Annotated in this window: 20 protein-coding genes; 12 read left to right on the top strand and 8 right to left on the bottom strand. The window is 51.0% G+C overall.

Annotated features, from left to right (window positions below; translation table 11 throughout):
- Positions 1–24 precede the first annotated feature (24 nt).
- The 4 genes from WFK81_RS20110 to WFK81_RS20095 all read left to right on the top strand — a co-directional run bounded on the left by WFK81_RS20110 (position 25) and on the right by WFK81_RS20095 (position 4,788).
- On the top strand, positions 25–1,026 hold the full coding sequence (locus WFK81_RS20110) for an endo-1,4-beta-xylanase (RefSeq protein WP_336788161.1): 1,002 nt from the start codon (positions 25–27) through the stop codon (positions 1,024–1,026).
- Positions 1,027–1,045: 19 nt separating this feature from the next.
- Entirely contained in the window at positions 1,046–2,605 is a 1,560-nt protein-coding gene (locus WFK81_RS20105) for a glycoside hydrolase family 43 protein (RefSeq protein ID WP_336788160.1), read from the top strand.
- 182 nt (positions 2,606–2,787) lie between these two features.
- Positions 2,788–3,912, top strand: a complete 1,125-nt coding sequence (locus WFK81_RS20100) for an NADH-dependent flavin oxidoreductase (protein ID WP_336788159.1) — start codon at positions 2,788–2,790, stop codon at positions 3,910–3,912.
- A gap of 168 nt (positions 3,913–4,080) precedes the next feature.
- On the top strand, positions 4,081–4,788 hold the full coding sequence (locus tag WFK81_RS20095) for a DNA alkylation repair protein (protein WP_336788158.1): 708 nt from the start codon (positions 4,081–4,083) through the stop codon (positions 4,786–4,788).
- Positions 4,789–4,921: 133 nt separating this feature from the next.
- Here the strand turns inward: WFK81_RS20095 and WFK81_RS20090 are convergent, their stop codons facing one another.
- Both WFK81_RS20090 and WFK81_RS20085 read right to left on the bottom strand, forming a co-directional pair.
- A complete protein-coding gene (locus WFK81_RS20090; protein ID WP_336788157.1) occupies positions 4,922–6,109 on the bottom strand; it encodes an MFS transporter in 1,188 nt (395 codons plus the stop codon).
- Between the two features lie 27 nt (positions 6,110–6,136).
- The gene (locus tag WFK81_RS20085; RefSeq protein ID WP_336788156.1) at positions 6,137–6,652 is read right to left on the bottom strand and encodes a hypothetical protein; all 516 of its coding nucleotides are present in this window, start codon (positions 6,650–6,652) and stop codon (positions 6,137–6,139) included.
- A 146-nt stretch (positions 6,653–6,798) separates the two neighbouring features.
- Here WFK81_RS20085 and WFK81_RS20080 point away from each other — a divergent pair, with 146 nt between their 5' ends.
- Entirely contained in the window at positions 6,799–7,635 is an 837-nt protein-coding gene (locus WFK81_RS20080) for an AraC family transcriptional regulator (RefSeq protein ID WP_336788155.1), read from the top strand.
- 228 nt (positions 7,636–7,863) lie between these two features.
- On the opposite strand, the gene WFK81_RS20075 is transcribed toward WFK81_RS20080, so the two are convergent.
- Entirely contained in the window at positions 7,864–8,463 is a 600-nt protein-coding gene (locus WFK81_RS20075) for a DJ-1/PfpI family protein (RefSeq protein ID WP_336788154.1), read from the bottom strand.
- 418 nt (positions 8,464–8,881) lie between these two features.
- On the opposite strand from WFK81_RS20075, the gene WFK81_RS20070 reads away from it, so the two are divergent.
- The 6 genes from WFK81_RS20070 to WFK81_RS20045 all read left to right on the top strand — a co-directional run bounded on the left by WFK81_RS20070 (position 8,882) and on the right by WFK81_RS20045 (position 17,351).
- Positions 8,882–10,687 carry a cache domain-containing sensor histidine kinase gene (locus WFK81_RS20070; protein ID WP_336788153.1) on the top strand — a complete coding sequence of 602 codons (1,806 nt, stop codon included), beginning with the start codon at positions 8,882–8,884 and terminating at the stop codon, positions 10,685–10,687.
- On the top strand, positions 10,680–12,014 hold the full coding sequence (locus WFK81_RS20065) for a response regulator (protein WP_336788152.1): 1,335 nt from the start codon (positions 10,680–10,682) through the stop codon (positions 12,012–12,014). The genes WFK81_RS20070 and WFK81_RS20065 overlap by 8 nt, the downstream gene beginning before the upstream one ends.
- A 97-nt stretch (positions 12,015–12,111) precedes the next feature.
- The gene (locus WFK81_RS20060; protein WP_336788151.1) at positions 12,112–13,038 is read left to right on the top strand and encodes a carbohydrate ABC transporter permease; all 927 of its coding nucleotides are present in this window, start codon (positions 12,112–12,114) and stop codon (positions 13,036–13,038) included.
- The gene (locus WFK81_RS20055; RefSeq protein ID WP_336788150.1) at positions 13,035–13,907 is read left to right on the top strand and encodes a carbohydrate ABC transporter permease; all 873 of its coding nucleotides are present in this window, start codon (positions 13,035–13,037) and stop codon (positions 13,905–13,907) included. The genes WFK81_RS20060 and WFK81_RS20055 overlap by 4 nt, the downstream gene beginning before the upstream one ends.
- 115 nt (positions 13,908–14,022) lie before the next feature.
- Complete coding sequence (locus tag WFK81_RS20050) at positions 14,023–15,474, top strand: ABC transporter substrate-binding protein (protein WP_336788149.1); 1,452 nt, start codon at positions 14,023–14,025, stop codon at positions 15,472–15,474.
- Between the two features lie 479 nt (positions 15,475–15,953).
- A complete protein-coding gene (locus tag WFK81_RS20045; RefSeq protein ID WP_336788148.1) occupies positions 15,954–17,351 on the top strand; it encodes a glycoside hydrolase family 32 protein in 1,398 nt (465 codons plus the stop codon).
- A 272-nt stretch (positions 17,352–17,623) separates the two neighbouring features.
- On the opposite strand, the gene WFK81_RS20040 is transcribed toward WFK81_RS20045, so the two are convergent.
- From WFK81_RS20040 to WFK81_RS20025, 4 genes are all read right to left on the bottom strand, one after another.
- Positions 17,624–18,997, bottom strand: a complete 1,374-nt coding sequence (locus tag WFK81_RS20040) for a sugar porter family MFS transporter (RefSeq protein ID WP_336788147.1) — start codon at positions 18,995–18,997, stop codon at positions 17,624–17,626.
- Positions 18,998–19,242: 245 nt separating this feature from the next.
- Positions 19,243–20,604, bottom strand: coding sequence for a response regulator (locus WFK81_RS20035; RefSeq protein ID WP_336788146.1), 1,362 nt, complete (start codon positions 20,602–20,604; stop codon positions 19,243–19,245).
- Positions 20,579–22,048, bottom strand: a complete 1,470-nt coding sequence (locus WFK81_RS20030; RefSeq protein WP_336788145.1) for a sensor histidine kinase — start codon at positions 22,046–22,048, stop codon at positions 20,579–20,581. The genes WFK81_RS20035 and WFK81_RS20030 overlap by 26 nt, the downstream gene beginning before the upstream one ends.
- Positions 22,045–23,028, bottom strand: a complete 984-nt coding sequence (locus tag WFK81_RS20025) for a substrate-binding domain-containing protein (protein WP_336788144.1) — start codon at positions 23,026–23,028, stop codon at positions 22,045–22,047. The genes WFK81_RS20030 and WFK81_RS20025 overlap by 4 nt, the downstream gene beginning before the upstream one ends.
- A 174-nt stretch (positions 23,029–23,202) precedes the next feature.
- Between WFK81_RS20025 and WFK81_RS20020 the strand changes: the two genes are divergently transcribed.
- The gene (locus tag WFK81_RS20020) at positions 23,203–25,044 is read left to right on the top strand and encodes a PAS domain S-box protein (RefSeq protein WP_336788143.1); all 1,842 of its coding nucleotides are present in this window, start codon (positions 23,203–23,205) and stop codon (positions 25,042–25,044) included.
- Between the two features lie 19 nt (positions 25,045–25,063).
- Here the strand turns inward: WFK81_RS20020 and WFK81_RS20015 are convergent, their stop codons facing one another.
- On the bottom strand, positions 25,064–26,074 hold the full coding sequence (locus tag WFK81_RS20015; protein WP_336788142.1) for a LacI family DNA-binding transcriptional regulator: 1,011 nt from the start codon (positions 26,072–26,074) through the stop codon (positions 25,064–25,066).
- Positions 26,075–26,150: the final 76 nt, after the last annotated feature.

Here is a 26,150-nt window from a genome sequence, read left to right as displayed (position 1 = left end):
ACAAGGAAAGAGTTGGTGCATGATATGTCATACCTTTCGAAGCCACTGGCACTTTATTCCGCTTATAACGATTACTTTGACATTGGGGCAGCGGTTAATCTGACGACGATTGAATCCCAGAAGGATGTTCTTACCGCGCATTACAACAGTCTGACCGCCGAGAACGATATGAAGTTCGAGCGTATTCAGCCGCAGGAAGGGCTGTATACGTTCGAAGCAGCCGACAAAATCGCGGACTTTGCGGCGGCAAACGGCAAGAAGCTGCGCGGGCATACGCTGGTCTGGCATAATCAGACGCCAGACTGGGTATTTGAAGCTGCGGGTGGAGAACCCGTTGACAGGGAAACGCTGCTTGCCCGGATGAAGAGCCATATCGATACCGTGGTTGGCCGCTATAAAGGCATTATTTATTGCTGGGATGTCGTGAATGAGGCAATCGAGGATAAAAGCGATGTGTGGCTCCGCGAGTCTAAATGGCTGAACCTGGCCGGCGAAGACTTTATCGCGAAAGCCTTCGAATACGCCCATGCCGCCGATCCGAAAGCGCTTCTCTTCTACAATGACTACAACGAGTGCAATCCGGAAAAGCGGGACAAAATCATCCGCCTCGTCCAATCGCTGCAGGCTAAACAGGTTCCGATTCACGGTATAGGCCTGCAGGGACATTGGAATCTGAACGGTCCAAGCCTTGCCGAGATCCGCGAGGCCATCGAGCGTTACGCGGCAACGGGGCTTAAGCTGCAGGTCACGGAGCTGGATATTTCGGTATTCGATCATGAAGATAAGCGGACGGATCTGACGGAGCCTACGGCAGACTTGCTGGAGCGGCAGGCGGAACGATACGGGCAGGTATTCGAGCTGTTCCGCGAGTACAAAGAGGTAATTACCGCCGTTACGTTCTGGGGCGCGGCCGACGATTACACCTGGCTGGATAACTTTCCGGTTCGCGGCCGGAAAAACTGGCCGTTTGTATTTGATGCCAAGCATGAGCCGAAAGCATCCTTCCGGAAAATAACCGAATGGTAGAAAGCGGGGCAATCGATTCATGGCACATGCATTAACCGGCAAGATTACGTATACGAACCCGGTATTACCGGGTTTTTATCCCGATCCAAGCGCTGTCCGGGTAGGCGAAGATTATTACCTGGTGACCAGCACCTTTGAATATTTTCCGGGCGTTCCGGTGTTTCACAGCAAGGATCTCGTTCATTGGGAGCAGATCGGCCATGTATTGACCAGGGAAAGCCAGGTAAATTTACTCGGCCGCAATAGCTCGGAGGGCATCTACGCCCCTACGCTTCGTTATCATGAAGGCGTATTTTATATGATTACAACGGATGTGTACGGAATCGGTAACTTTTACGTAACCGCAACCGATCCGGCCGGGCCATGGTCCGACCCGATCCGGGTTCCTTACGGCAATATCGATCCTTCGTTGTTTTTTGACGATGACGGCAAAGTGTACGTAACGTCGCAGGCCGGCTTTGGCGAGACCTCGCATATAATCCAATACGAGATAGATATCCTGACGGGCGAGGCCTTAACGGAGCCGGTTGTTGTATTTGAGGGCGATGAAGGACCTTGGGTGGAAGGTCCGCATCTGTACAAAATAAACGGCTTTTATTATATGATGACCGCTTCCGGCGGAACGGGGCCGATGCACCGGGAAATTATCGGGCGCGGCACCTCTCCTTACGGACCTTTCGAATTGCTGCCGCATCCGATTCTGACGCATAACGGGTTAAAGGATCATCCGATTCAATACACCGGACACGTCGAGCTGCTCGATGATGTGCATGGCCAGTGGTGGGCGTTGTTTCTTGGCGTTCGGCCGCAAGGCGGGAAGGGCAGCGTGCTTGGCCGCGAGACGTTCCTTGCTCCCGTTCGCTGGAGCGAAGACGGCTGGCCGATGATTGACAATAATGAAGGCCATGTATCATTAGTCATGGAAGGGCCGGCTATCCGGGAAAGCCATACATCCGCCTTTGGCTTGAGCAGGTCCGTCACAAAGTTCTCTTCCGAAGGGCTTGGTCTCGAATGGATGTATACCCGCATGACCCCTGTACCGGAGGAGATGTCTTTAACGGAAAGAGATGGCTGCCTCAAGCTAAGCGGCAACGCCAACGGTCTTCGCGACGGAGGGGCTAATGTATTTGTCTGCCGCCGACAGCAGCACCATCGGATGAGCAGCGAGACTCGCCTTACCTTTGCGCCGGGAAGAGAAGGCGAGCAGGCGGGAATTGCCGCGCGGCTGAGCGACAAGTCTTATTACTCGATCGGAATAACGAAGAAAGATGGGCAGACCGGCATTCTTGTGACAGCGATGGCGCAAGGAAGCGGAACGGAAGCCTTTACCCCGATTAAGGAGCAGGTTCCCGTGCGGCTGTCGATCCGTTCGGACGAGAAGCAGTATGAGCTGTTATACACCTTAGGCGGAGCGTCCGCGGAGTGGACCAGTCTAGGAATTTTGCCGATGGAAGCCTTAACGCCGGATGCCGATGGGGCGTTTACGGGCGTATGCCTCGGTATGTTTGCGGTTGGAACAGCGGAAGGCCCATCGGCTCCGGCTTATTTCGATTATTTCGAATATGAAGGCTATGCCTAGATACAATATGTATAAAAAAAGCCCCGTCTCCAATGCGAGACGGGGCTTTTTGGGGCACGATATAGGGTGACGGCAAAATTACAAATTTTTGCTTGACTCGATTAACTGTATATAATAATATTACAGTAACAAAAGTTGTTACAGTTAATGCGTAAAAAGAGTATACGATAGGAGTGGAGATTTTGGAACAGAAATATAAACCGTTATTTGAATCTTTTGTTTTCCCGAGTGGCGTGGAAATAAAGAACCGCATTGTGATGGCGCCTATGACGCACTCATCCTCTAATGATGATGGAACGGTAACAGATGCGGAGCTGGCATACTATGCCCGCCGCTCCGAGGGAGCCGGAATGGTCATTACGGCATGTATTTATGTCACGCCAAACGGCAAAGGATTTCCCGGGGAATTTGGCGGAGACAGCGATGCCATGATTCCGGGACTTACCCGTCTTGCGGAAACGATCAAAGCCAAAGGGGCGAAAGCTGTTCTGCAAATTTTCCATGGCGGCCGCCGGGTACCTCCGGCATTGGTGCCAAACGGCGATGTGGTCAGCGCTAGCGCCGTTGCCGCAACGGAGAGTCCGGATGTCGTTCCTCGCGAGCTGACGCATGAGGAGATTGTATCGATTATCCGTGATTTCGGCGAGACGACCCGCCGCGCGGCGATTGCCGGTTTCGACGGAGTTGAAATTCACGGCGCGAACACTTATCTTCTGCAGCAGTTCTACTCGCCGCATTCCAACCGCAGAAACGACCAGTGGGGTGGAGATATCGACCGTAGGCTTGCATTCCCGCTCGCCATTGTTGAAGAGGTGAAACGGGCTGCGGCTGAGCACGCCAAAGGGCCATTCTTGGTCGGATACCGCTTCTCTCCCGAGGAGCCTGAGACACCGGGGCTAACGATGGAGGATACGTTCCGCCTGGTGGATGAGCTTGCGCGGAAGGAACTGGATTATCTTCATGTCTCGTTGTTTGACTACCGTTCTAAGCCGGCGCGTGGCGCGGATGACAGCAAAACAAGGCTGGAATGGATTGCGGATCGGGTAGCTGGCCGTGTGCCGCTTATTGGCGTAGGTTCGATTCACTCGGCCGATGAGGCCATTGAAGTTCAACAAACGGGCACTCCTCTAGTTGCGATTGGACGCGTGCTGCTGACGGATCCGGACTGGGTACAGAAGGTGGAAACCGGACGCCAGGACGAGATTCAGCCCCGCTTAAGCTTAAGCTCGCAGAAGCAGCTTGTAATTCCCGACGGTTTATGGCGCATGCTGACGGCAAGAGAAGGCTGGCTGCCATTCACCGATTAATATAAATGAGAGCTGACAATTCGGCGCATGATGCGCCGATTGTCAGCTCTTTTTGTAATTCTAATAATTTATAAGATTTTGACGGCGATAGCCGCTTTACTTTGTTTGCGCATGTCTTGCCGCGGCAGTATACTCGAATGAGATGAACGTTTAATTGGAGGCCAAGAAATGACCTTTGATGAAGTTTTGCGGGCGTTAGAGGGAATGGGAAGCGCGCAGACCAAGAGCACGTATGTGCGGCACGGTGCGAAGGAGCCTTTCTTTGGCGTAAAGATCGGCGACATGAAGAAGCTGGTCAAAGAGGTGAAGAAGGACCAGGAGCTGGTGTACAAGCTGTACGATTCCGGCAATCACGATGCCATGTATTTGGCAGGACTGACGGTTAACCCGAAAACCATCACCAAAGAGAGACTCCGTCATTGGGTGAAGCAGGCTTATTGGTATTCGCTTGCGGAATATACGGTCGCGAATGTAACGGCGGAGAGCCCTTTTGCACGGGAGCTGGCTTTGGAATGGATGCAGTCGCCGGAAGAGATGGTTGCGGTGGCGGGCTGGAGCGCCTATGCGAATTACGTGACGGTTGCTCCGGATGAAGTGCTCGAGTTGGCGGAAATCCGCAGTCTTCTGGATCAGGTCAGAAAGACCGTCCATGAAGAGCGGAACCGCGTGCGGTATACGATGAATACGTTTGTCATTTGCGTCGCGTCTTACGTCGCGCCGCTGATGGAGGAGGCAAAAGCCGTAGCGGAAGCCATAGGCGCCGTAAAAGTCGACGTTGGCAATACGGCCTGCAAAGTTCCGCTTGCCTCCGACTATATTGCGAAGGTAGAAGCGCGGGGAAAGATCGGCACGAAGAAGAAAACTTGTATTTGTTAAATTATTAAGATGAAACGCGCGCCGCTAAGGACGGCGATACCGTTTCACGTTGAAAAAAGGCTGCGCCACCAGACGGGTGGTGCAGCCTTTACGCATGTTGCCCCTCTTGAGAACGCGCAGCCGTTTACGCTTGTCACGCTGCCTGCAGGGGCGCTTTTTTTGCCGAACGGTCAAGATGATAGCTGTAGGCCGTTGCGGCAAAAGCAAGCAAGGCGAGCGCGGCCGCTGCCCACGGAAGATAACGCAGACCATAATGATCGGTTACAAAGGCGCCGATCGAGGAGCCGACCGCAATCCCTATATTGGCGCTGATTGGCAGCAGGGAAGAAGCGAAATCCTTGGCTTCGGGCACGTATTGCTCGGTCAGATGGATGAAATACAGCTGGCAGGCCGCATTGATCGAGAACGAAATAAGGGCAATGGCCATCAAGCTGACGATGCCAAGCCACGTGAACGATAAGGTAAAACCAAAGATGACGTAAACGACGGCATGAACCAGGAACAGCGTTTTCAGCTTCGCCATATAAGTACCGCTTGCGATTTTGCCGCCTAGTATATTGCTGACGATCGTTACCGCTCCGTATATAAGCAGAATAGTGCTGGTTCGTCCCTCCGAGATATGCATAACTTCCAGCATAAGCGGATTAATATAGGTATAGATGGCGAATATGGCTGCGACCCCGATAATCGGGATAAAGAAGGCAAGCAGCACTCTCGGGTTTGTCATCAAGCGAAACTGGTTTTTGAGCGAGCTTTGCACGGGGGGCAAATTTCTCGGTACGATACGGTACAGAAGCAGAATGCTTACAATCCCGCAAGCCGCAACCAGCCAGAAGGCGGCAGGCCATTCGAAATGCAGCCCTACGAAGGTTCCGATCGGAACGCCAAGCACGTTGGCAATGGTGAATCCGCCGATAATATAGGAAAGCGCAAGTCCTCTCCGCTCGGGGGACACGTAATCCGTACAGATGGAGACGGCCAGAGAAACGCTGAGTCCGCAGAAGACGGCCGTTGCCATTCGGGTTAGGAACAATACCGGATAAGAGAAGGACAACGCGCTTCCCATCGTAAACAAAACGACCAATGAGGCGCCTAGCAGCAATGCGCGGCGTTTCGTAAAATAACCGGCGGCCATCATGACAAAAGGCGTACCGGCCGCATAAGCAATCGCAAAGCCGGAGACCATAATGCCGGTCTGCGCGACGGAAACGCCAAGGCTGCTCGCAATGGGGGTCAGCAAACCAACTATGACATATTCGGTTGTGCCCAAGATAAAGGCCAGCAGGGTAAAAGTAAAGATAAGCAGGTTTTCTTTTTTCATGTTGCAGATCCTCCAGATTTCTTGCTTCTACCAGCGCTCGGAGCCAAGAAGCTTATAGCCCCTTGTCGACAGATAAGGGGGATTCGGACAAGCATCCCAGCTGCGCATCCTTTCCTTCAGCATGGGCCGATTATCGGGAGCAGCCGGGAAGTAGGCGATCGGAAGCCAGCTGTAATCCGGCAGGGCGTCCAGATCAATATGGCATACTTTCGTGTTGTATATAAATAAATCGCCGATATTGGCAATTCTCCACTGGTTTACCGGTACTTGAACCGATTGCCGCAAGCATATTCCGCCTTGGACGGGAGCGGGTTCGCCCGGGCAAAGACGCGCCCACAGCTTGGTTGTCCCGAGTATCTCGCTAAAGGCCTCATAAACAGGCTCATACATGCGTATATCCCATAAATATTGATGATGAATGTCGAAAGGCTGCTCCACGGGAAGCTCCTTTATCCATAAAAGGTAGCGCAGCGCATAAAAATGCGTCACCGCCCTTGGAAATAAAGCAAAGCCGTGCTGCTTCCAGCACTCCATCTCGCGCATACTCTCACCTCTTTTGGCTCGCTCTCCTACAGTCAAAGCTTAATGGAAGCCTCGAGAAGCGGCAATGAAGCATCTTGCCGTATATGTTTGAGATGTGATATATCTTGCTGTATGGACAAAGGATATTTGGAAAAGAGGGAGTAGGGATGACGGCATCCGTTGCCGGAGAGGAAATACAAAGTCACCTGCTGTATGCCGGAAAAGTAAGCGATACGCCCAACTGGAATTTTCCGAGCCATAAGCATGATGATTTGCACGAAATTATCGTCGTATGCGGCGGCCAAGGGATGTTTACGATTGGAGGACAATCGTATAGCGTAAGCGGGGGAGACATTCTGGTCTACAATAAAGGCGTGCTGCATGAAGAGCAGTCATTCAGCGATAATCCGTTAATCACTTATTACTGCGGATTCTCGCTGCCCAAGGCAAGCTCGTCCGAGGATTGGGTCATTCCGCCTGACGTCGAGCCCGTGATCCGGTCCAGCCGCGTGTTCTCGGAAATTGAGGCCTTGATGAAAATGATTGTGGATGAATCCTCCATCAAGGAGGAAGGATATGAGAAAATCAGCCGTTATTTGATTAATTCCGTTATTCTGCTGCTAAGAAGAGCGGTGAGGAATCAACAGCATATTAAGCAGGAATCGAATACAGGACTAGCCGAGCAAATCAAGGATTATATCGACAGGAATTTTACGCAAAATTTAAGCCTCAAGGATTTGGGACGGCAATTCCACGTGAACCCCTATTATATTTCTCATGTATTTAAAGATTATTATCGGATTTCCCCGATTAACTATGCCATTCACCGCCGGATCGGAGAGGCCACCAGGCTGCTCGTAACCACGGAGATGAAGGTATGGGAAGTGGCGAAGCTTCTCGGCTACGACAATCCGAATTATTTCTCGATTATTTTCCGGCGGGTTACGGGGCTGTCTCCGAACCGGTTCAGGGAAAGCAATCAGCAGAATTTGTTTCCCCGCTAAAATCAAAAAGAAGCTGTCCCAAAAGTAATGATTTTTGGGACAGCCTTCTTATTCCTCCCGTACGTTGGATCTCCTACAGGAAAATATGGATATATGGAAGGACTTCAGATCTACGTTGGAGTCACTCCAGCATAAAGGTCGAGAATTAGCCACTATCGCCCCTATCGGAGCGATTATTCTGCAAAAAATCCAATGTAGCTATTGGTCAGCTTATGATCATTTGTTAATTTATGAAGTCAGGGCTTCCGCACCTGCGGCGGTTGCGGCATCCTCGCGGACAAGCTTCAGGAACTCGCGCATAAAGCCGGGAAGATCCGGCCAAGCATGGCCGGTTACAAGCTTGCCGTCCACATGCAGCGTTTCGTCCGCATAGCAGGCGCCAAGGCGCTCAACTTCCAGGCGAGAAGCGTTATAGGCTGTCATGGTGCGGCCATTGAAGTAGCCGTAATCGGGCAGCGACAGGAATACCTGCGCCCCGTGGCAAATCGCGCCAATCGGTTTGTCGGCATCGATAAAATGCTGCAGAATGCGTGGCAGCTCCGCGTTGCCGCGAATATACTCCGGCGCTCTTCCCCCGGGAATAATAATCGCAGCGTATTCGGACGGGTCTACATCGGCGAAGCCCAAATGGGACTGCAGCTGATGAGCGGGCTTTTCCGTATACGTATCCCAGCCCTCGATAAAGTCATGACAGACGGTATGTAAGGTTTTTTGTGTCGGGGAAGCGATAACAGCCTCGTAGCCTTCTTCCAGCAGTCGGTAATAAGGATAATACACTTCCAAAACTTCCGCGGCATCGCCAGTTACGATAAGCACTTTGTTCGACATAGGACCACTCCTTAAAAGAATTGTGAAGCAATTCTTACTTCGAAAGCATGGGCTTAAAGAATTGTAAGCAATTCTTACTTCGAAAGCATGGGCTAAAAGAATTGTGAAGCAATTCTTACTTCGAAAGCATGGGCTTAAAGAATTGTAAGCAATTCTTACTTCGAAAGCATGGGCTTAAAGAATTGTGAAGCAATTCTTACCATCCGCTTAATGAATCGTGATGATGAACACACAGCTATTATGCTCCTCACTCTCCTCGCAGTCAATATTTTCCTTTTTTTGATCTCGAAAAATCGGTCGTTTTTACTAGAATCACGCTTGAAGTGCGTGAAATTACCTATACAATAAATAAGAATAGCCATACTGACGAATTACATATTTGCTATATTTAAAGGAAGGAAGCTGGGGGTGCGTCATCATGAGAACGGGCTTTTCCAATCCAATGACCAAGCTAAGCGTGAAGCAGCAGCTGCTGCTATTGTTCCTGCTCATGGTCAGCCCGATATTCATTCTTCACAGCTACGGAAATTCGGAGGCCGAACAGATCCTTAAACGCCACGTGACGAATGCCTACGCTGAACTGAACAAACAGAACCATACGCTGATCGACAGGGATATCGATACCGTCAACAAAATTACGACGACGATTATCCAGAACCCCACGGCTCAGCAGCTTGTGCCCGATGACGACGAAACCGTCATTGAACGCGTCCGGAAATACGAGAAAATGGACGCTTTGCTGGCAGGTTATTCGACCGCTTTAAACGGCGGGGAAGCCGTATATTACAGTTTGTATATCTATGATCCAAATAACTATTATTTCTTTGCGCCAAAGGTTCAGATGATCCAAAGCGGCGTCTATTTCTTCTCCGATGCCAATAAGCCGAAATGGTTCGATAAGGCGGTAGGGCTGAAGGGTCAAGGCTTTATGGAGATTATCGAAAATAACGACATGCTCGTCAAGAAGCGTACTTTGGCTTATATCCGTGCGGTAAATACGGTTAGTCAGGGGCACAGCGTCATTGGCGTGCTGGTCGCGACCAACATGGATAAGAAGCTGGCCGAATCCATGCAGTCGGTGTCCTTGCCCGGCGGAGAAATCTTTTTTACGGATAAGCAGAATTATATTCTGGCCTCCACAAGCCGGAAGACCATGGGTTCCACGGTTGAGCTTCCTGTAACCGCTTCCGGCGAAGCGGAAAGCCTGAATAAGCCGATTATGACCTCAGAATACATTTATATGGCTAGCGACAATGAGCTGCTGCAGCAGCGGCTAATCTACAAAATTCCGATCAAATCGCTCCTTCAGCAGCAAAATGAAGTGAAGCGGGTTATCCAGCTGATATCGGTGGCATACATCCTGTTCGGGTGTATCGTTATTTTCTATTTCTGGCGTTCTTTAATGACACCTTTGCAAAGACTAGCCACGTTTGTCCGCCGTTACGAGCCTGGCAAGAGAGTGCCGGAGACGCCTGGCAAAGGCAGAAACGACGAGGTGGGAGTATTGATTGGAGCCCTTTATGATATGGCCCGCCGGCTTAATGGACTTATTCATGACAAATACCAGATGGAGATCAAGCAGCGGGAAAGCCAGCTTCAAATTTTGTATCAGCAAATCAATCCGCATCTTCTGTATAACACGCTTGAAAGCATTTATTGGAAAAGCTCGCTCGAAGGCAATTCCGAATCCGCGGAAATGATCAAGGAGCTGTCGAAGCTGATGAAGATCAGCCTAAGCCGCGGCCGGGAGTTGATTACGCTGGCGGAGGAGCTTGAGCACGCGGCTGCTTACGTGAAGCTGCAGCAGAAGCGTTACGACTATGACTTCCGGGTCGTCTGGGCGGTTCCGGAGGAGATGATGAACCATCTCATTCCGAAGGTTACGCTGCAGCCTTTGATCGAGAATGCCATCATCCACGGCGTCAAGAACATGGGAGAAGACGGCGAGATTCATATAAACGCGGAATACGAGGGCGACAAGCTGCTGATCCGCGTGGAGGACAACGGTTATAAAGAGGTGGATCATAAAGCGATTGAGTCTCTGTTGAACGAGCCGGCCGCTCAATCGTCTTCCGGATACGGCGTGAAAAACATACACCAGCGGCTTCAGCTGCATTTTGGCAATGTCTACGGCATTCAGTATAAAAAAAGAAACGGCGGCGGAACGATCGTTACGATCCAGCTTCCCGCCGCCGGCGAAAGGAAGGAACTAGGCGATGTATAACATTCTGGTGGTCGATGACGAGCCGCTTATTTGCAAAGGCTTAAGCAGCGTACTGGCTTCTTCCGGCATTGATATTTCCGCCATTCATATGGCTCATAACGGTTACGAGGCATTGGACGTCCTGCGGACCGACGATATTGATCTGCTTGTTACCGATATTCAGATGGGAACGATGAACGGCATCGAGCTGATGCAGCAGGCGAAGTTAATTAAGCCGTGGGTGCAGACGATTATTATTTCGGCCCACGAGACGTTTCACTATGCCCAGATGGCGATCCGTCTCGGGGCTAAGGATTACTTGATCAAGCCGCTAAACAACGAGCAGTTTCTGGATTCCGTGCGCAACGTTTTGCTTAAGCTCCACAAGCCCGAGCCTACCGAACAGGAGGAGATGATCGCCGGCATGCAGGAGCATTTTCATATGGATGAGCTGAATCCCCAATCTGTCGAATGGCTTAATCAGCTGGTGAGCAGCCAGCCTTCGCATAAGGTGCAGGAGATTGTCCAAATATTGAAGGAAAAGCACGGGATCCGGCTGGAGGGCCCTTATTTCTCCATGATCCGCATCCGGCTTAATCTTGCGGACCGTAACCGCGAGTTATCGAAGACGGATGAAAGACTGCTCCGTTATGCCGCGCTTAATATCGTTAACGAGCTCTTTGACGAGCATTGGAATAATACCGCCTTTTACGCATCGGAGCGGGAAATCAATATTATTTTGCAATGGAACGAGACGTTGTACGGGGAGACGGCTTCTTCCGGCATTATGAACGAGCTGGACATGATCGGCCGCAGCCTGCACTTCAACATCCAGAAGTATCTGGGGATCACAAGCGTAATCGGCATCAGCCAGATTCTGAAGGGGATCGAATTCATTGACGTCCTTCAAGACCAGGTCATTAAGGCGTTAAGCTGTAACGACCGGCATAAGGACCACTATGTGTTCTATTACGGGGATTTCAACTGGAATCAATATTCCCAGCGCCCGACGGAGGAAGAGTTCACCGCCCAGACCAGCCTGATTGTCGAGAAAGCCATGGAATATATTAACCGGAACTATGCGCAAAAGGGTCTAACCCTGCATGAAGTGGCGCAGAACAATCATGTAAGCCCGAACTACCTCAGCTATCTGTTCAAGAAGGAGACGGGTTATAACCTGTGGGAATACGTCGTTAAGCTGCGGATGGAGGAGAGCAAGCGGCTTCTTCTTCATACGGACATGAGACGTTACGAGATTTCGGAGAAGGTGGGTTACGAGTCGCCGGAGCATTTCAGCAAAATTTTTAAGAAATATTACGGCATGAGTCCAAGCGAGCTAAAGAAGTAGAATTACTCATCATTGCCTTGGATACGCACATTACCTCGGGAGGCTCCTTTTTTTACAATAAGGATAGAGGATTGTTAAAGAAAAGAGGGAGACTTGTATGGAGCAACACGCTATCGCAAACGTGCCTCTCGAGCGTAAAGGCCGGTTTGCCGTATTTCTGAGGAAGCATTTCTGGGGGCTGCTGTTTCTGCTTCCCGCCTTCGTTATTTTTATCTTGTTTCTATGGGTCCCGATCTTCAAAGGATTCATCTACAGCTTCTACCACATTGACTTTGTAAAAGGGAACAGCTTCGTCGGATTCGACAACTATAAAGTCGCGCTTCACGATAAGGACGCCTGGACGGCGGTGAAGAACACCGTTTATTATATGTTCCTTTGTCTTGTGATCGGCTTCTGGATTCCAATTGTGTTCGCCATTGCGATCTCCGAGCTTCGCCGGTTCCAAGGAGTTGTCCGCGTGGCCGCTTATCTGCCGAATATTATTCCGGTAGTCGTATTGTACGGATTATGGCGCTGGTTCTATGACCCTGTCGGACCGATCAACGGAGTGATTACAGGCTGGTTTGGCGCCGATGAACCGGTCTCCTTTATGACGGATACCAAATGGTCGATGATCTCCCTAGTTATTATGGAATCTTGGCAGCAATTCGGCTCGGCGATGCTTATCTATTTGGCCGCCGTGCTCAGCATTCCGCGCGACTGGTACGAAGCGGCGGAAATCGACGGAGCTGGCGTATGGAACCGAATCCGTCATATCACGCTGCCTTCGATTAAAGGCCTGCTTGGCCTGCTTCTCATTTTGCAGCTGATCGGCACCTCGCAGGGCTACCAATCCCAGCTTGCGATGCTGGACGGCGGACCTAACAATGCGACGTTGACTTACGCGCTGCTCATCGTAAAATACGCCTTTAATCAGCAAAATTACGGGGTTGCGGCCGCGCTTGGCGTTCTGATGTTTATCGTGCTGGGCTTGCTCGCCATCGTTCAATACAGGCTTCAAGGCAAGGAGGGAGACGTGCGATGAAACAGATGGACAGAGGTATACTCTCTTCGTTCGACCTGAAGAAGAAGCCTATCTTGATCGGTTATTCGATCATGGTGCTTGTGCTGATCGTCATGTCCTGTTCGATGATTTACCCGATTCTGACGACATTCTTTAACGGCCTCAAAACCAACGTGGAGGTCAATTCCTTCCCGCCGAGGTTCCTGCCAAGCGAATGGCATTTCGACAACTTTAACAAAGGCTGGAATTTTATCGATCTGCCGGAGTTTCTAAGAAACACGCTTTATATTTTCGGAGGCAACCTGGTCATTACCGTAGGCGTTCTTGGACTTGCATCCTTCAGCTTGTCGAGGCTGAACGTGCCTAAGCGCAAAGCGGTCTATTTCTTCTTTATGATGACCTTGTTTATTCCGCCAACCACGTACATCATTCCGAACTTCGTAAACCTGAAGGATCTTGGCCTCATGAACTCGTTTGCGGCCTTCTGGCTGCCGGCCGGCGCAAATGCCTTCTTCCTGCTGCTGCTCAAAAACTTCTTCGACGAGATTCATTACGAAATTTTCGAAGCAGCCCGTATCGACGGCGCTTCGGATTGGAGAAGCTTCGCGCAGATCGCGCTGCCGCTGTCGGTACCGATCTTCTCGACGCTTGCGATCTTTATCTTCTCGTCTTCCTGGAACGACTGGTTCTGGCCATCGCTCATTATGCATAATGACAGCCATTATCCGCTGGCGACGGCGATCTACAAATACGTTATTAACGCCAAAGGCCTGGCGCTTAATATCCGGTTTGCGATTCTGACCATGGTTATGCTTCCGCCAATCGTGGTGTTCCTGATCTTTCAGAAGTACATCATGCGCGGATTGCATCTGGGCGGCGTGAAAGGATAGTATTCAAATCGTAATCGTGCACATGATCGGAATAGGAATACACCTCGCAGGCCCCTATCCCTCTCCACTATGATGAGGGTGTAACAAATAAACGAACTCGAGAAGGGGAGTTACAATGAGAAAGAGCGTCTTTACGACAGTAGCTGCGGTATTACTTTGTTCGACTCTTGCTGCATGCGGCGGCAACAACAATACGTCGAACAACGGCAACAAACCGGCTGAAAGCGCAAACGCAAGCGCAAGCACAAACACGGCAACAGCCACTCCACAACCATCCGAAGATATTACGCAAAAGAAAATTAAAATCAGCATTTATTATCCGCTTCCTGACCAAGTCGAAAACCGCAAGCTGGAAGACGACAAGATCGCTCGCTTCAACAAGGTGTATCCTAACGTTGAGATCGTGAAGAGCGACTGGCATTACGCTCCTAACGAAATCGGCATCAAAATGGCCGCCAACGAAGCGCCGACCTTCTTCAACACTTACGCAACCGAAGCGAAGTTCCTCGTTGAAAAAGGCTGGGCAGCAGACATTACGGACCTGTACAACAGCTACGAGTTTAAGGATCAAATCAACCCGGTTCTGCAAAACCAATTCATCATTGACGGCAAAGTATACGGTATCGCTCAAAAAGGTTATGTAACAACGACGGTTGTTAACAAAAAAATGCTGGATGACAAAGGCGTAGCCGTACCTTCGTACGACTGGACTTGGGACGACATGGTGAATACGGCTAAAGGCGTTGCCGATGCGAAGAAAGGGATCGCGGGTATCGCTCCAATGGGCAAAGGCAACGAGGCAGGCTGGAACTGGACCAACTTCCTGTTCGAAGCAGGCGGCGAGATTCAAAACATTGCGGACGGTAAAGTAACGGCGGCATTCAACTCCGAAGCCGGCAAGAAAGCTCTCGATTTCTACAACAAGCTGAGATGGGACGCAGACGTTATTCCGAAAGACTGGGCACTTGGCTGGGGCGACGCCGTAGGCGCGTTTGGTCAAGGACGTACGGCAATGGTTATCGCCGGCGCGGAAGGCGTACTGGAGCAAGCGCTGAATCAAGGCGGCATGAAGATCGAAGACGTACTCACTTATCCAATGCCGGCAGCCGAAAAAGGCGGCAAACATACGGGCGTATTGGGCGGCGACTACCTCGTCATCAACCCTAACGCTACGAAAGACGAGCAAGAAATGGCGTTCCGTTACATCACGTTCGACTACTTCACCGACGACTATCTGACTTCGATCGAAAAAGACATTCAAGCCCGCAAAACGGAAGGCAAATACTTCATTCCGCCGCACATTAACTACTTCAGCCCGGATTCGGAGTATGGCAAAAAAGTTCAAGCGATCTTCGACAAGTACGACAACGTATACAAATACAACGCTGAATCCAATGCTCTGCTTGACGGCAAGCCTGAGGCTCAGTACAACACGCAAGAATACTACGGCTCCATGACTAACGTACTGCAAGAAGTATTCTCGAAAAAAGGTACCGACACGCAAGCTCAGCTCGACGCGGCAGCGAAAGAAATGCAAACGAAGTATTACGACGCGATTAAGCCATAATACGTAGGGGAGTATCTCCTCGATTTAAACCAATAAGCGGCCGTGCAGATGAAATTGAATCTGCACGGCCGTTTTTACTATTCGCTTAAGTATCGCCTTATCCCATTGCCCAACCTCGAACTTGCTCTGCAACACGGAAAAAGCCTGCTATTTGGGAGTCAGTGAGTCCGACCCACCCCAAACTTGCTCTGTAACTCGGAAAAAGCCTGCTATTTGCGAGTCAATGAGTCCGATCCACCTCAAACTTGCTCTGTAACACGGAAAAAGCCTACTATTTGCGAGTCAGTGAGTCCGTCCCACGCCAAACTTGCTCTGTAACTCGGAAAAAGCCTGCTATTTGCGAGTCTGTAAGTCCGTCCCACCCCGCCTTCTCCTTGAATGATAAAAAACAGGTTAAAATTGTTGACATATTTAATATATTGTTTATATTGTGAAGGTGGACGTATGAATCTGGTAGCCAATAGGATAGGGGAGATAACATGGACCGTTATAGACCAAGGTATCATTTTACGGCACCTCGCAATTGGATGAATGACCCGAATGGGCCGTTTCAGTTAAACGGCGAGTACCATTTATTTTACCAGCATAACCCGTCAAAGGCCGAGTGGGGCGACATTCATTGGGGGCATGCTACAAGCCCGGACCTGGTGAATTGGACGCATCTGCCCGTTGGAATGGCTCCATCGTATGAGCTGGGCGAGGCCCACTGCTTCTCCGGCTGCTCCGTTGTGAATGACGGCGAAGTAACGTTGTTCTATACAAGCATTGGCGAAGGGGAACGGAATGCGGCTACGGGTGCACAGCAATGGATGGCCCGGGGGACGGATTTGCGTACCTGGCATAAACCGGACATTAATCCGGTCCTAACTCTGGATCTGCATGGAGACCTTGAAATTCGGGACTGGCGGGATCCTTATGTCTGGAAGACGGAAGAAGGCTGGCGAATGATTCTTGGCGGCATCCATGAGGAGAAGGGCTGCGCGTTTATATACAACTCCGAGGATTTGGAAAAGTGGAGCTTCCAAGGTGTATTTTATAAAGGGGAAGAATGGATCTGGGAATGCCCGCATTTGTTCCGTTTCGGGGATAAAGCAGTATTGTTCTATTCTCCAAGCGGTCCGGTTCGTTATCTTTCCGGTACCATCAGCGAAGATAAGCTAATCGATGTGCAAAAGCATGGCACTGTCGACCATGGCGGCTGGGAAGGCTATTATGCTTCAACCGGATTCGTGGACGAGAACGGCCGCCGCATTGTGCATGGCTGGATCCCGGAGGGCAGCAGAGGCGAAGAATTTCCCGAGAACCTGGACTGGGCTGGAGCATTGGCGCTTCCGCGTGTCGTGGATCTAAAGCCAAATGGAGCGCTCTCCATGACTCCCGTGCCTGCGGTGGAATTACTGAGAGGCGACAATTTCAGCTTTAAAAATCTATCTGTCGGACAAAAGCCGTTCCAAACGGGAGTGCAATCAACCTCCTTCGAATGCCTGCTCGAGCTCGATAGGAAGTCGTTCGAAGCTAAAAGTCTGACCGTTTCTTTATTCGCTTCTGCCTGTTACAAGGAGCATACCGATGTATGTCTTGATTTGGCCTCCAAGACGATTACCATCGAACGATCGAATTCAAGCCTGCTTCCAAAGGTGCATAAAACACCAATCCAAGGTGTATTGCCAACTGCAGACGGCACGGATCTGATCAAGCTTCGTATCTTCGCGGACCAATCCATTGTGGAGGTGTTTGTGGATGACGAGACCTGCCTTACGACCAGAGTTTACCCAACTTTGGAAGACAGTAACGGCATCCAGCTCCGAACAGACACCGGCGAAGCCGTAGTCTCCTGCCTTCAGATTTGGGAGATGAAGGCTGCTGAATTCAAATAAATGAAAGTAACAGCTAGGGCACTTTTCGAAGGTGCTCTTTTTTAACTTTCGGCATCAAAAAAGCTGGGCGAAATCAATCGCCCAGCTTTTCTGCTTATATTATAAAAATTGAAGTTGATGGAGTGAAGAATGTATCTCGTGGAGGAGCGAAGCGTTCGCCTTTGCCAGCGCATTGCAACCTTTGAATATTGTTCAAGCAATGTGCGGGCAACAGCGGCCGGAAGGAGATACATCTCTGCGTACACTCATAATCAACACCAATACGCAGTTCCTTACTTACTCCAAGAAGCTTCAATTTCCTCGAGCGACTTGCCTTTCGTCTCCGGTACAACGCGCATCGTAAACAGGAACGTAATCAGCGACATGGCGCCGAAGATCCAGAACGTTACGGCGGGACCTGCCGATTCGAGCATCGGCGGGAACGATTGCGATACGACGTAGTCGGCAATCCACAGCGCCATCGATGCGATTGCGGTAGCCCGGCCGCGGACGCGGTTCGGGAAGATCTCGCTTAGGACAACCCATACGACAGGTCCAAGCGACACGGCGAATGCCGCAACATAGATCAGGATAAAGATCAGGACAAGCGAACCGGTTGTATGGCCGGTATGGAATGCAATCCCGATAACCGCCAGACAGATGGTCATGACGGACGAACCAACAAGCAGCAATACTTTGCGGCCGACTTTATCGATCAGCCAGATGGCCAGAATCGTAAACAGGAAGTTAACGAGGCCAATCAGGATCGTTTGCAGCAGGGACGAATCCGTGCCGGAGCCCATCGACTTGAAGATTTCCGGCGCGTAGTACATAACCGCATTGATGCCGGTGACTTGCTGAAGAACGGCAAGCACGACGCCAACGATCAACGCAAGGCGGATGCCCGGGCGGAAAATCTCTTTGAGCGAGCTGCCTTTTTCTTCGGCGAAGGACGCTTTAATGTCGAGTACTTCTTGTTTCGCATCTTCTTCACCATGGATGCGAAGAAGGATATTAAGAGCCTGCTCCGATCGGCCCTGCTTGATCAGCCATCTTGGGCTTTCGGGCACAAGGAAGAGCAGAATGAAGAAAATAACGCCCGGCACAACGCCTACGCCAAACATCCAACGCCATGCGTTTGCGATATCCCAAGCATCATCGCCATAGCCTGCAATACCCGAGTTGACGAAGTAAACAAGGAAGATACCCGTAACCGTTGCGAATTGGTTCAAGGCAACGAGACGGCCGCGGTATTTAGCCGGAGCAATCTCCGCGTTATACAGCGGGCAAAGCGTGGACGTAATCCCGATTCCAAGACCGCCGATCATGCGGGCAACGATGTACATCGAGAATGTATCCGGAATCGCGGAGCCAATCGAGCCGATAATGAACAGGGCTGCGGCGGCGATAAGTACTTTTTTGCGGCCGAAACGATCGCTTAGCACACCGGAGAATCCCGCGCCAACAACACATCCGATAATAAGAGAGGATACGGCCCAGCCGACTTCCACCTCGTTTAAGTCAAAACGGTCTTGCATAAATCCGATTGCTCCCGATACGACAGCGGTATCGAAGCCGAATAATAAACCGCCAAGGGCGGCAATCATCGAAACGAGCGTAACAAACTTCATGCTTTTGCCATTGGCATTTGCAGTTAAGCTGCTCACTTTATTTATTCCCCTTTCATGTGTGACTGATTGAATAAATGGTTGCTTGTATTGAAACGAATTTCATTATATCACCGGATTGCAGGGGATTATCGGGCATTCGTCAGCACTTATTTGTGTTGTTCCAGCATGGAACGGCAGCTTGACCACCTACGATCGCGGCAGTTTCAAGCGACTAGCATTTTATTGGTTTGCCAAAACAAAAAAGTCCATGCCTGACTGGCATGAACTCCCTCTATATCCTATCATTTCGCTTGACTGCGGTATTCCGTCGGGGTAAGACCCGTTACTCGCTTGAACACCCTGCTGAAATAATTCGGGTCCTTATAACCAACCTCGAAGCATACTTCTTTCAAAGCCAGCTCATCGGCAGACGAGATCAGCTGCTTGGCTTTCTCGATCCGAAGACCCGTCAAATAATCGATAAACGTCGCTCCAGCCTGCTGCTTGAACACCTTGCTGAAGTAATGGGGATTCAGATGGACATGCTCGGCGGTTTCCTCGAGAGACAATTCCTCCGTAAAATGAAGCCCGATATATTGCTTGGCCTTGTCCATCACATTAATCGTCTGCTGCTCCCGCTGCTCCCGGATCCGCTGCAGGGCGGAGATGACATAGGAACGCTGATCCCCCGGATCGGAGTGCTCAGCCGGAGAAGCGGGATCTGCTTCTCCGGCAGATGCGGCGGCATGTAATCCCGTCCCCCGCACCACTTCCTCGAAATCCCGGACCTCGCCAGCATGCCGGTCAACGTCGGAAGCAAACACGGCCTCGAAATACGATTTGCGCCAGCCGTCGGCGCCTGATTGGAGCGACCCGATTCCTACGGTAATCGTCGCTTGGAATTGCCGTTCGGCCAGCCTGCACAGCTTCTCGCCAAACGGCTTGATGCTTTGCTTCCATAACGCATCGCCCGTATCTTTCCGTATGAAAATAGCCATATGCAGGTCAATCAAGGAGCTTACAATGCAGGAGATCCCGTAAGTCTTGGCGAAGCTGCGGAACGTTTCGTACAGCTTTTTCTTATCCAGCGAATAAATCTGCTTGGGGAAGGCGACAACAACCGCACAGCCCTCATCAAGCGGAAAGGCCAGCCAGTCGGACAGCTTCTCCTCATCCGCATCCAGCACCTGATCGACCATAAGCAGGAGGGACAGCTCGTTTTCGACCAGCGGCTGCAGCTGGGATACTCTATCCCGCAAGTGCAGCTCTTCGGTTCGCTTGGATTTCTCGCGCTCCAGCTCTTCAATGAGCTGGTTCAAGATGGACGAGATCTGCTCACGTCCGGCAGGCTTGACGATATATTCTTTTACCCCAAGCGACACCGCTTCTTTGGCATAGGCAAAAAAGTCATAAGCCGTCACCAGAATAAACTTGGTGTCCGGAAGCCGCGATTTTATTTCCCGTATCGCTTGCAGACCTTGAATACCGGGCATATTAATATCCATCATAATGATATGTGGGCGGAATTCCTCCGCTTGTTCAATGGCTCTCCGGCCATTATCGGCAAATGCGATCTGGAATATATCGGGCAGCATGCGGTGAATAAGATGCTCAAGCCCTTCGCGTTCCAGCGCTTCGTCATCGGCGATCAATAGACGGTACATCTTGCTCCGGTCCTCCTTTCTGCTCCTTTTCGGATGGATTAGGCAGGAGGAGAATAACCGAGGTCCCCCGTCCTGGCTCGCTTTCGATCCTTACAACATCCTGCCTGTTATAGAAAAGCCTTAGCCGCTTAATCACGTTCCGCGTGCCAAAGCCCATGGAATTTTTTTTCGCGGGAGCAGGTTCGGCGGGCTCTTGCAGCGTAAGAAGCGCGTCGCGTTCCCCGGCTGTCATTCCGGCTCCGTTATCCCTAATGACTATTCTAACGTTCCCGTCAGACCGCTCGATAACAAGCTGAATCCTTCCGCCGGATTCCATTCGTTCCACGCCGTGTACGAAAGCGTTCTCCGCCAGCGGCTGTATCGTTAGAGCGGGAATCAGCATGTCCAGCACGGAATCGTCGATCTGCTGCCTAATTTCCACGCGGTTGCGGAACCGGGCTTGTTGAATCGTAAAGTACTCCCGGACATGCTTAAGCTCGTCACCCAGCGTAACCGGACGGTCTAACTGGCTTAAATTATAACGGATCAGCTTGGACATCGACACAATAAGGTCGCTTGTCTGGTCGGCCCCTTCAAGCAGAGCAAGCTTGGACAGCACATTTAGCGTATTGAACAAAAAATGCGGGTTGATCTGGCTTTGCAGAGCTTGAAGCTCGAGTTCTTTTACCAGGCGCTCCGATTCCAGACGCTCTTTGTCCCGGCCCATCAAGTCATTCAAATCTTTAATCATATGGCGGAATGCTTCCGACAGAATGCCAAGCTCATCATTCGAACGTTCGGGAAGATAAGCTGTATCGAGCTGCCCTTTGGATAGATGCTGCGCCGTTTGCACGAGACGGTCTACCGGCTCCGTAATGCTTCTTGATATCCATAACGCAACCACGATACTCAGCAGCGTATTGATTATAAATACGGCAGGCCCAAGCCAGTCCATTCGTACGATTTCCAATTGAATGCTCCGGTATACCGGCTCATAAGCGCTAAGCTCCAGGTCAATGAGACGGCGTTCTTCTTCTCTTATAAAAGAGCCCGTCCGTTCCGTATCCTCGTAGTAACCAAGCGCCTCATTTGGAGCGCTGGACTTTATGGCCGCTTGTGTTTGCTCCGCCAGCGTCTGAAGCATATGAACATAACCCTGCAGCACGCCGGCTATGCCCGTTTCCGTCGGCTGGTTTGCCAGCTTCCCGCCGATTTGCGCGAGTTCCCTCTGTTGCCGCTGAAGCGAAGCGCGGCTGTTGTCCTCGGGGTTAAGCAGATACGCGTACAAGGCCCGAACATTCTCATCGGCCGTTTGTGCCGATTGGGTATACAGCAGCATGCGGTCCATCATCGTATTATAGCTGTGCTGTACCGTTTTGGAGCTCTCGAACAGGAAGAACGTGACGCCGTTCGTCAAGAGCACCAGCAGCGGGATAAAGAGCAGCAGCTTTTTGCGGAGCGTCATGGGGCGGCAACCTCCTTCTCCGTTACGACGGAAATCGGAGTATACTGCTGCGAGGAGACGGCTTCTCCCTGAAAATATTGATTCAGAAGCGACATCGCTTCATAGCCCATTTGGGAGGGCTGCTGCACAATCGAAGCTTCAATCTGCTTCTTCTTAATAGCGGCTATCGTATCCTCGAGGTCGTCAAAAGCAAAGATGGTAACCCCGCCGGGCTTCACGCGGGCAACGGCCTCCGCCATCCCAATGCCGTCAAGGGAGCTGAAGCCGACCATATAGGTGATTTCGGGATGGTCCTTCAGCATTTGCTCCGCCTGCTGCGCGGCTTGCAGCCGGGATATATTCGAAGCCCGAACTTCGGCGATCGTCAGCCCCTTCTTGGCGGCAATGACCGATTGGAATCCTTCTAAGCGGAGCCGCTGGTTTGCAGCCTCCTTGCTTCCGACCAGTACGCCAATTACGCCGGAAGGCTCCGTCTTGTCGCTATTCGCAATAAGACGCCCCATCTCTTGCCCTGCATAAGCGTTATTGGTACCAACGTACGCGAGGCGCTTGCTGCCGGGTTCATCCGTGTCAACGGTAATGACCGGTATGCCTAGCTTGTTTGCTTTTTCGATTAGCGCTTTATCCTGTTCGGTTCCGATTCCCTGCAAAATAATCCCGTCCATCTTGGAGGCGATCGCTTTCTCCAGCAGCTTCATCTGCTCCTCCGCGTTAATGCGGAACGGCCCCATATATTGCAGCTCCATCCCATATTGACCGGCTGCTCTCAGCGCTCCCTGCTCGACGGACCGCCAGAAAGGGTTGTCCAGCTCTTGCGAGATCAGGGCAATCTGCAGCTTGGCATGCTCCTTACCGCTTGCTTCCAGCGGGGTTACAAGCCCTCTAATCCGTTCGGTGGACAAATAAAACTGGACCAGTACATAAGCAAAAATAATAAGTAACAGAAGGACGCCGATGTTCCATCTTTTTCGGTTGGCCATTTGGCTTCTCAAGCTCTCCTCGGGTGTCTGAATAATAGCCACATTATACATGAATGGCCATGAAAGCCAAAATTAATCTAATTTCAATGTTCATGTTAGCAGGGGATTCCGGCATTTTGTGGAATTGGTTTGAGTAGCGATCACTTTGACTTCGAAAAGGTGGAAAATATTCGAATGGACAAGCATGGTCATATAATGAAGCATACGCTTATGGAATCGATATGGAACAATATCCCCGACGGGATTGTCGTCATAGATTTGGATGAGAATATTCTTGATGTAAATCCGGGGTTTGTCGCTCTTCACGGATGGACAAGGGAAGAGCTGATCGGCAAGCCCTGCTGCTTTACGCCGGTTCACCTTCTGGAAGAACGAAGGCTAATGATTGAGAAGGCCAAGCTAGGCGAAAGCGTGCAGGGCCACGAGACGTTTAAGCTGCGGAAAGACGGCACGATGCTCTACGTTAGCCTAAATGTTACAGCTCTAAGGGATGAGAGTGGAGCTATTATCGGGGTTGTTGGATTCGAGAGGGATATCTCCGACCGGATCAAGATGGAAGCTTCCTTGTTCGAAGCGGAAAGCTTGTACAGCCACCTGGCGGACAGCGCGCTGGCGGGCGTATTTGTCGGGCAGGGGGGCCGCATTTTGTATGCGAATCCTTACTTGGCCGCGCTTTATGGGTATACAAACGAAGAATTGCTCCAGGTTGAGTTGGAAAAATTGATGCTGCCCGGTGAGCTGGAAGTGGTTACCCGCGATGCCCAGACGACGTTGATGGAACAGAAAAAAATCTACTTTCATTTTAATATTACAGGGGTCAAGAAGGATGGCTCCCCTGTGCACCTCGAAGGCAACTCATGCCTGATCTCCTTTCAAGGCAAACCGGCGCTGCTGGGCACGGTACAGGACATTACGATCAAGAAGGAAAAAGAGCGCTCCCTTCGCGACAGTGCCAACATGTATCAGCGTATTATCAAGTTCCTCCCCGAACCCATTGTCTTGATCGACAATGGCGAGATTGTATATGCCAATAAATTAGCGGTCAAGCTGATTGGCGCAGCCGATGATTCCGAAATGGTTGGTCGGCCAATCCTCGATTACGTAGATCCCGCTTATAGCGACGATCTGATGGATGTGCTCAACAAAGTGATTCATACCGACGATCCCACTAATTTTATCGAAAATAAGCTGCTTTGCAACGACGGCCAAACGATCGACGTGGAGATGTCGAGCATCCGAATTCATAATTACCGGGGAAAAATGGTCATTCTGACCGTCATCCGGGATTTGACGGACCGCAAGAGGTCGGAAGAGATGCTTGTCCGTTCCGAGAAGCTGTCGGTGATCGGACAGCTGGCTGCAGGCGTGGCGCATGAGATCCGCAACCCGTTAACCGCATTGAAGGGTTTTACCCAGCTGCTGAAATCCAAGGCGGAGGGAAATTCCTTCTACTACGACATCATGACCAATGAACTGGACCGTATAAATTTTATCGTGAATGAATTTATGACGCTTGCAAAGCCGCATTTCTCCAAATTTAGCACGCGCAGGCTGGATCATATTCTGCATGCCGTCATATCGATATTGGAGACACAGGCGATTCTGATGAACGTATCGATCCGAACGGAGTTCGAGAACTGTATTCCGTCGATTTATTGCGACGAGAATCAGCTGAAGCAGGTCTTTATCAATATTATTAAAAATGCAATCGAAGCGATGCCGCTTGGAGGACAGATTACGATATCCGCATCCATGGAGCCGGATCAAGAGCGGGTGCGCCTGACGATCCGCGATGAAGGCATGGGAATTCCGGATGAGATTATCAGTCAAATCGGGCAGCCGTTTATTACGACCAAGGAGAAGGGGACGGGGCTTGGACTTATGATCAGCTCGCGCATTATCGAGCAGCATCAAGGACTGATGCATATATCAAGCGTTCCGGGCGAAGGAACTACGATTGAAATCATATTGCCGTTAAATACGGAAGAGCTTGACAAGAAGGCTGGGCGATTATAACGCCCAGCCTTCTTGTCTTTTATAGAGGAGACACGGAACGGCGAATGATCAGTTCCGCGGGCAGGACGATTTTTTTCCACGGTCCGGCTTCTTCCTTGTTCTGAATGCGGTCTATGAGCATCTGCATGCCCAGGTAACCGAATTGATAGGCCTGCTGCGCGGCAACCGTCATAAACGGGTCAATCTCGGAATACGGACCGAAATCATCAAAGCAGACGATGGAGATGTCTTCCGGAATCCGCATATTCCGCTTTCTCAGCAGGCGGATGGCTTCGATCGCCAGGACGTTGTTGCCGGCTACGACAGCCGTCGGGAGCGGGTCAAGCGAATCCAGCCAGGCTTCCATCTCCGACAGATCGGTACGCGGACCGTAGCTGGTCTCAAAGACGATGCTCTCTTCATAGTTCAATCCGTTCAGAATCAGCGCTTCCTTATAGCCTTCAAGACGCAGTCTTGCGCTTGAGATCGTATCCGATCCGTTCACCATCGCAATGCGGCGATGTCCCTGCTTGGCAAGATGGTTGACCAGCTGGCGGGCGCCTTCCTTGCTGTCCCCAAGCACGATGTCGCATTCCACTCCGGGCACCTCGCGGTCCAGCAGGACAAACGGGATGTTATGGCGCTGCAGCGATTCGAGATGGGGCAAAGACGGATCGCCGGCCGGGGCAAGCAACACGCCGTCTACCCGGGTCGTTAGAATCGTGTTAACGTAATCGGCTTCCTTCTCCAGACTTTCGTCGCTGTTGCCGAACAGCAGGCGGTAGCCGTTCTTGGTGGCGGCATCTTCGGCCCCGCGGGACAGCGTTGTATAGAACGGGTTCGTTATATCGGTAATAAGCAGGAACAAGCTCCGGGTCTGCTGCAGGACAAGGCTGCGGGCCATCTGGTTGGGCACGTAGTTCAGCTCTTCCATAACCTTTTTGACCTTGGCTCTTGTCTTCTCGCTAATTCTGCCTGTGTTATTGATAACTCTAGAAACGGTCATCGCGGATACGTTAGCTTTCTCCGCAATATCATAGATTGTAACCATGCCTACTGCTCCTTATCGACAATTCATGCTTTTATCTTACAAGAGAAAACGATTGACAGCAACAGGACGCCTTGCT

Origin of the sequence: Paenibacillus sp. MMO-177 (assembly GCF_037147795.1) — a bacterium.
Lineage (GTDB): Bacteria > Bacillota > Bacilli > Paenibacillales > Paenibacillaceae > Pristimantibacillus.
The sequence above is the reverse complement of the archived record's forward strand: the minus strand, read 5'-3'. Positions and strand labels throughout refer to the sequence as shown.

Excerpts from the sequence above, each read along its gene's own strand:
- WFK81_RS20110 (WP_336788161.1), top strand. The coding sequence starts at position 25 with ATGTCATACCTTTCGAAGCCACTGGCACTTTATTCCGCTTATAACGAT.
- WFK81_RS20105 (WP_336788160.1), top strand. The coding sequence starts at position 1,046 with ATGGCACATGCATTAACCGGCAAGATTACGTATACGAACCCGGTATTA.
- WFK81_RS20095 (WP_336788158.1), top strand. The coding sequence starts at position 4,081 with ATGACCTTTGATGAAGTTTTGCGGGCGTTAGAGGGAATGGGAAGCGCG.
- WFK81_RS20090 (WP_336788157.1), bottom strand. The coding sequence starts at position 6,109 with ATGAAAAAAGAAAACCTGCTTATCTTTACTTTTACCCTGCTGGCCTTT.
- WFK81_RS20085 (WP_336788156.1), bottom strand. The coding sequence starts at position 6,652 with ATGCGCGAGATGGAGTGCTGGAAGCAGCACGGCTTTGCTTTATTTCCA.
- WFK81_RS20080 (WP_336788155.1), top strand. The coding sequence starts at position 6,799 with ATGACGGCATCCGTTGCCGGAGAGGAAATACAAAGTCACCTGCTGTAT.
- WFK81_RS20075 (WP_336788154.1), bottom strand. The coding sequence starts at position 8,463 with ATGTCGAACAAAGTGCTTATCGTAACTGGCGATGCCGCGGAAGTTTTG.
- WFK81_RS20070 (WP_336788153.1), top strand. The coding sequence starts at position 8,882 with ATGAGAACGGGCTTTTCCAATCCAATGACCAAGCTAAGCGTGAAGCAG.
- WFK81_RS20065 (WP_336788152.1), top strand. The coding sequence starts at position 10,680 with ATGTATAACATTCTGGTGGTCGATGACGAGCCGCTTATTTGCAAAGGC.
- WFK81_RS20060 (WP_336788151.1), top strand. The coding sequence starts at position 12,112 with ATGGAGCAACACGCTATCGCAAACGTGCCTCTCGAGCGTAAAGGCCGG.
- WFK81_RS20055 (WP_336788150.1), top strand. The coding sequence starts at position 13,035 with ATGAAACAGATGGACAGAGGTATACTCTCTTCGTTCGACCTGAAGAAG.
- WFK81_RS20050 (WP_336788149.1), top strand. The coding sequence starts at position 14,023 with ATGAGAAAGAGCGTCTTTACGACAGTAGCTGCGGTATTACTTTGTTCG.
- WFK81_RS20045 (WP_336788148.1), top strand. The coding sequence starts at position 15,954 with ATGGACCGTTATAGACCAAGGTATCATTTTACGGCACCTCGCAATTGG.
- WFK81_RS20035 (WP_336788146.1), bottom strand. The coding sequence starts at position 20,604 with ATGTACCGTCTATTGATCGCCGATGACGAAGCGCTGGAACGCGAAGGG.
- WFK81_RS20030 (WP_336788145.1), bottom strand. The coding sequence starts at position 22,048 with ATGACGCTCCGCAAAAAGCTGCTGCTCTTTATCCCGCTGCTGGTGCTC.
- WFK81_RS20025 (WP_336788144.1), bottom strand. The coding sequence starts at position 23,028 with ATGGCCAACCGAAAAAGATGGAACATCGGCGTCCTTCTGTTACTTATT.
- WFK81_RS20020 (WP_336788143.1), top strand. The coding sequence starts at position 23,203 with ATGGACAAGCATGGTCATATAATGAAGCATACGCTTATGGAATCGATA.
- WFK81_RS20015 (WP_336788142.1), bottom strand. The coding sequence starts at position 26,074 with ATGGTTACAATCTATGATATTGCGGAGAAAGCTAACGTATCCGCGATG.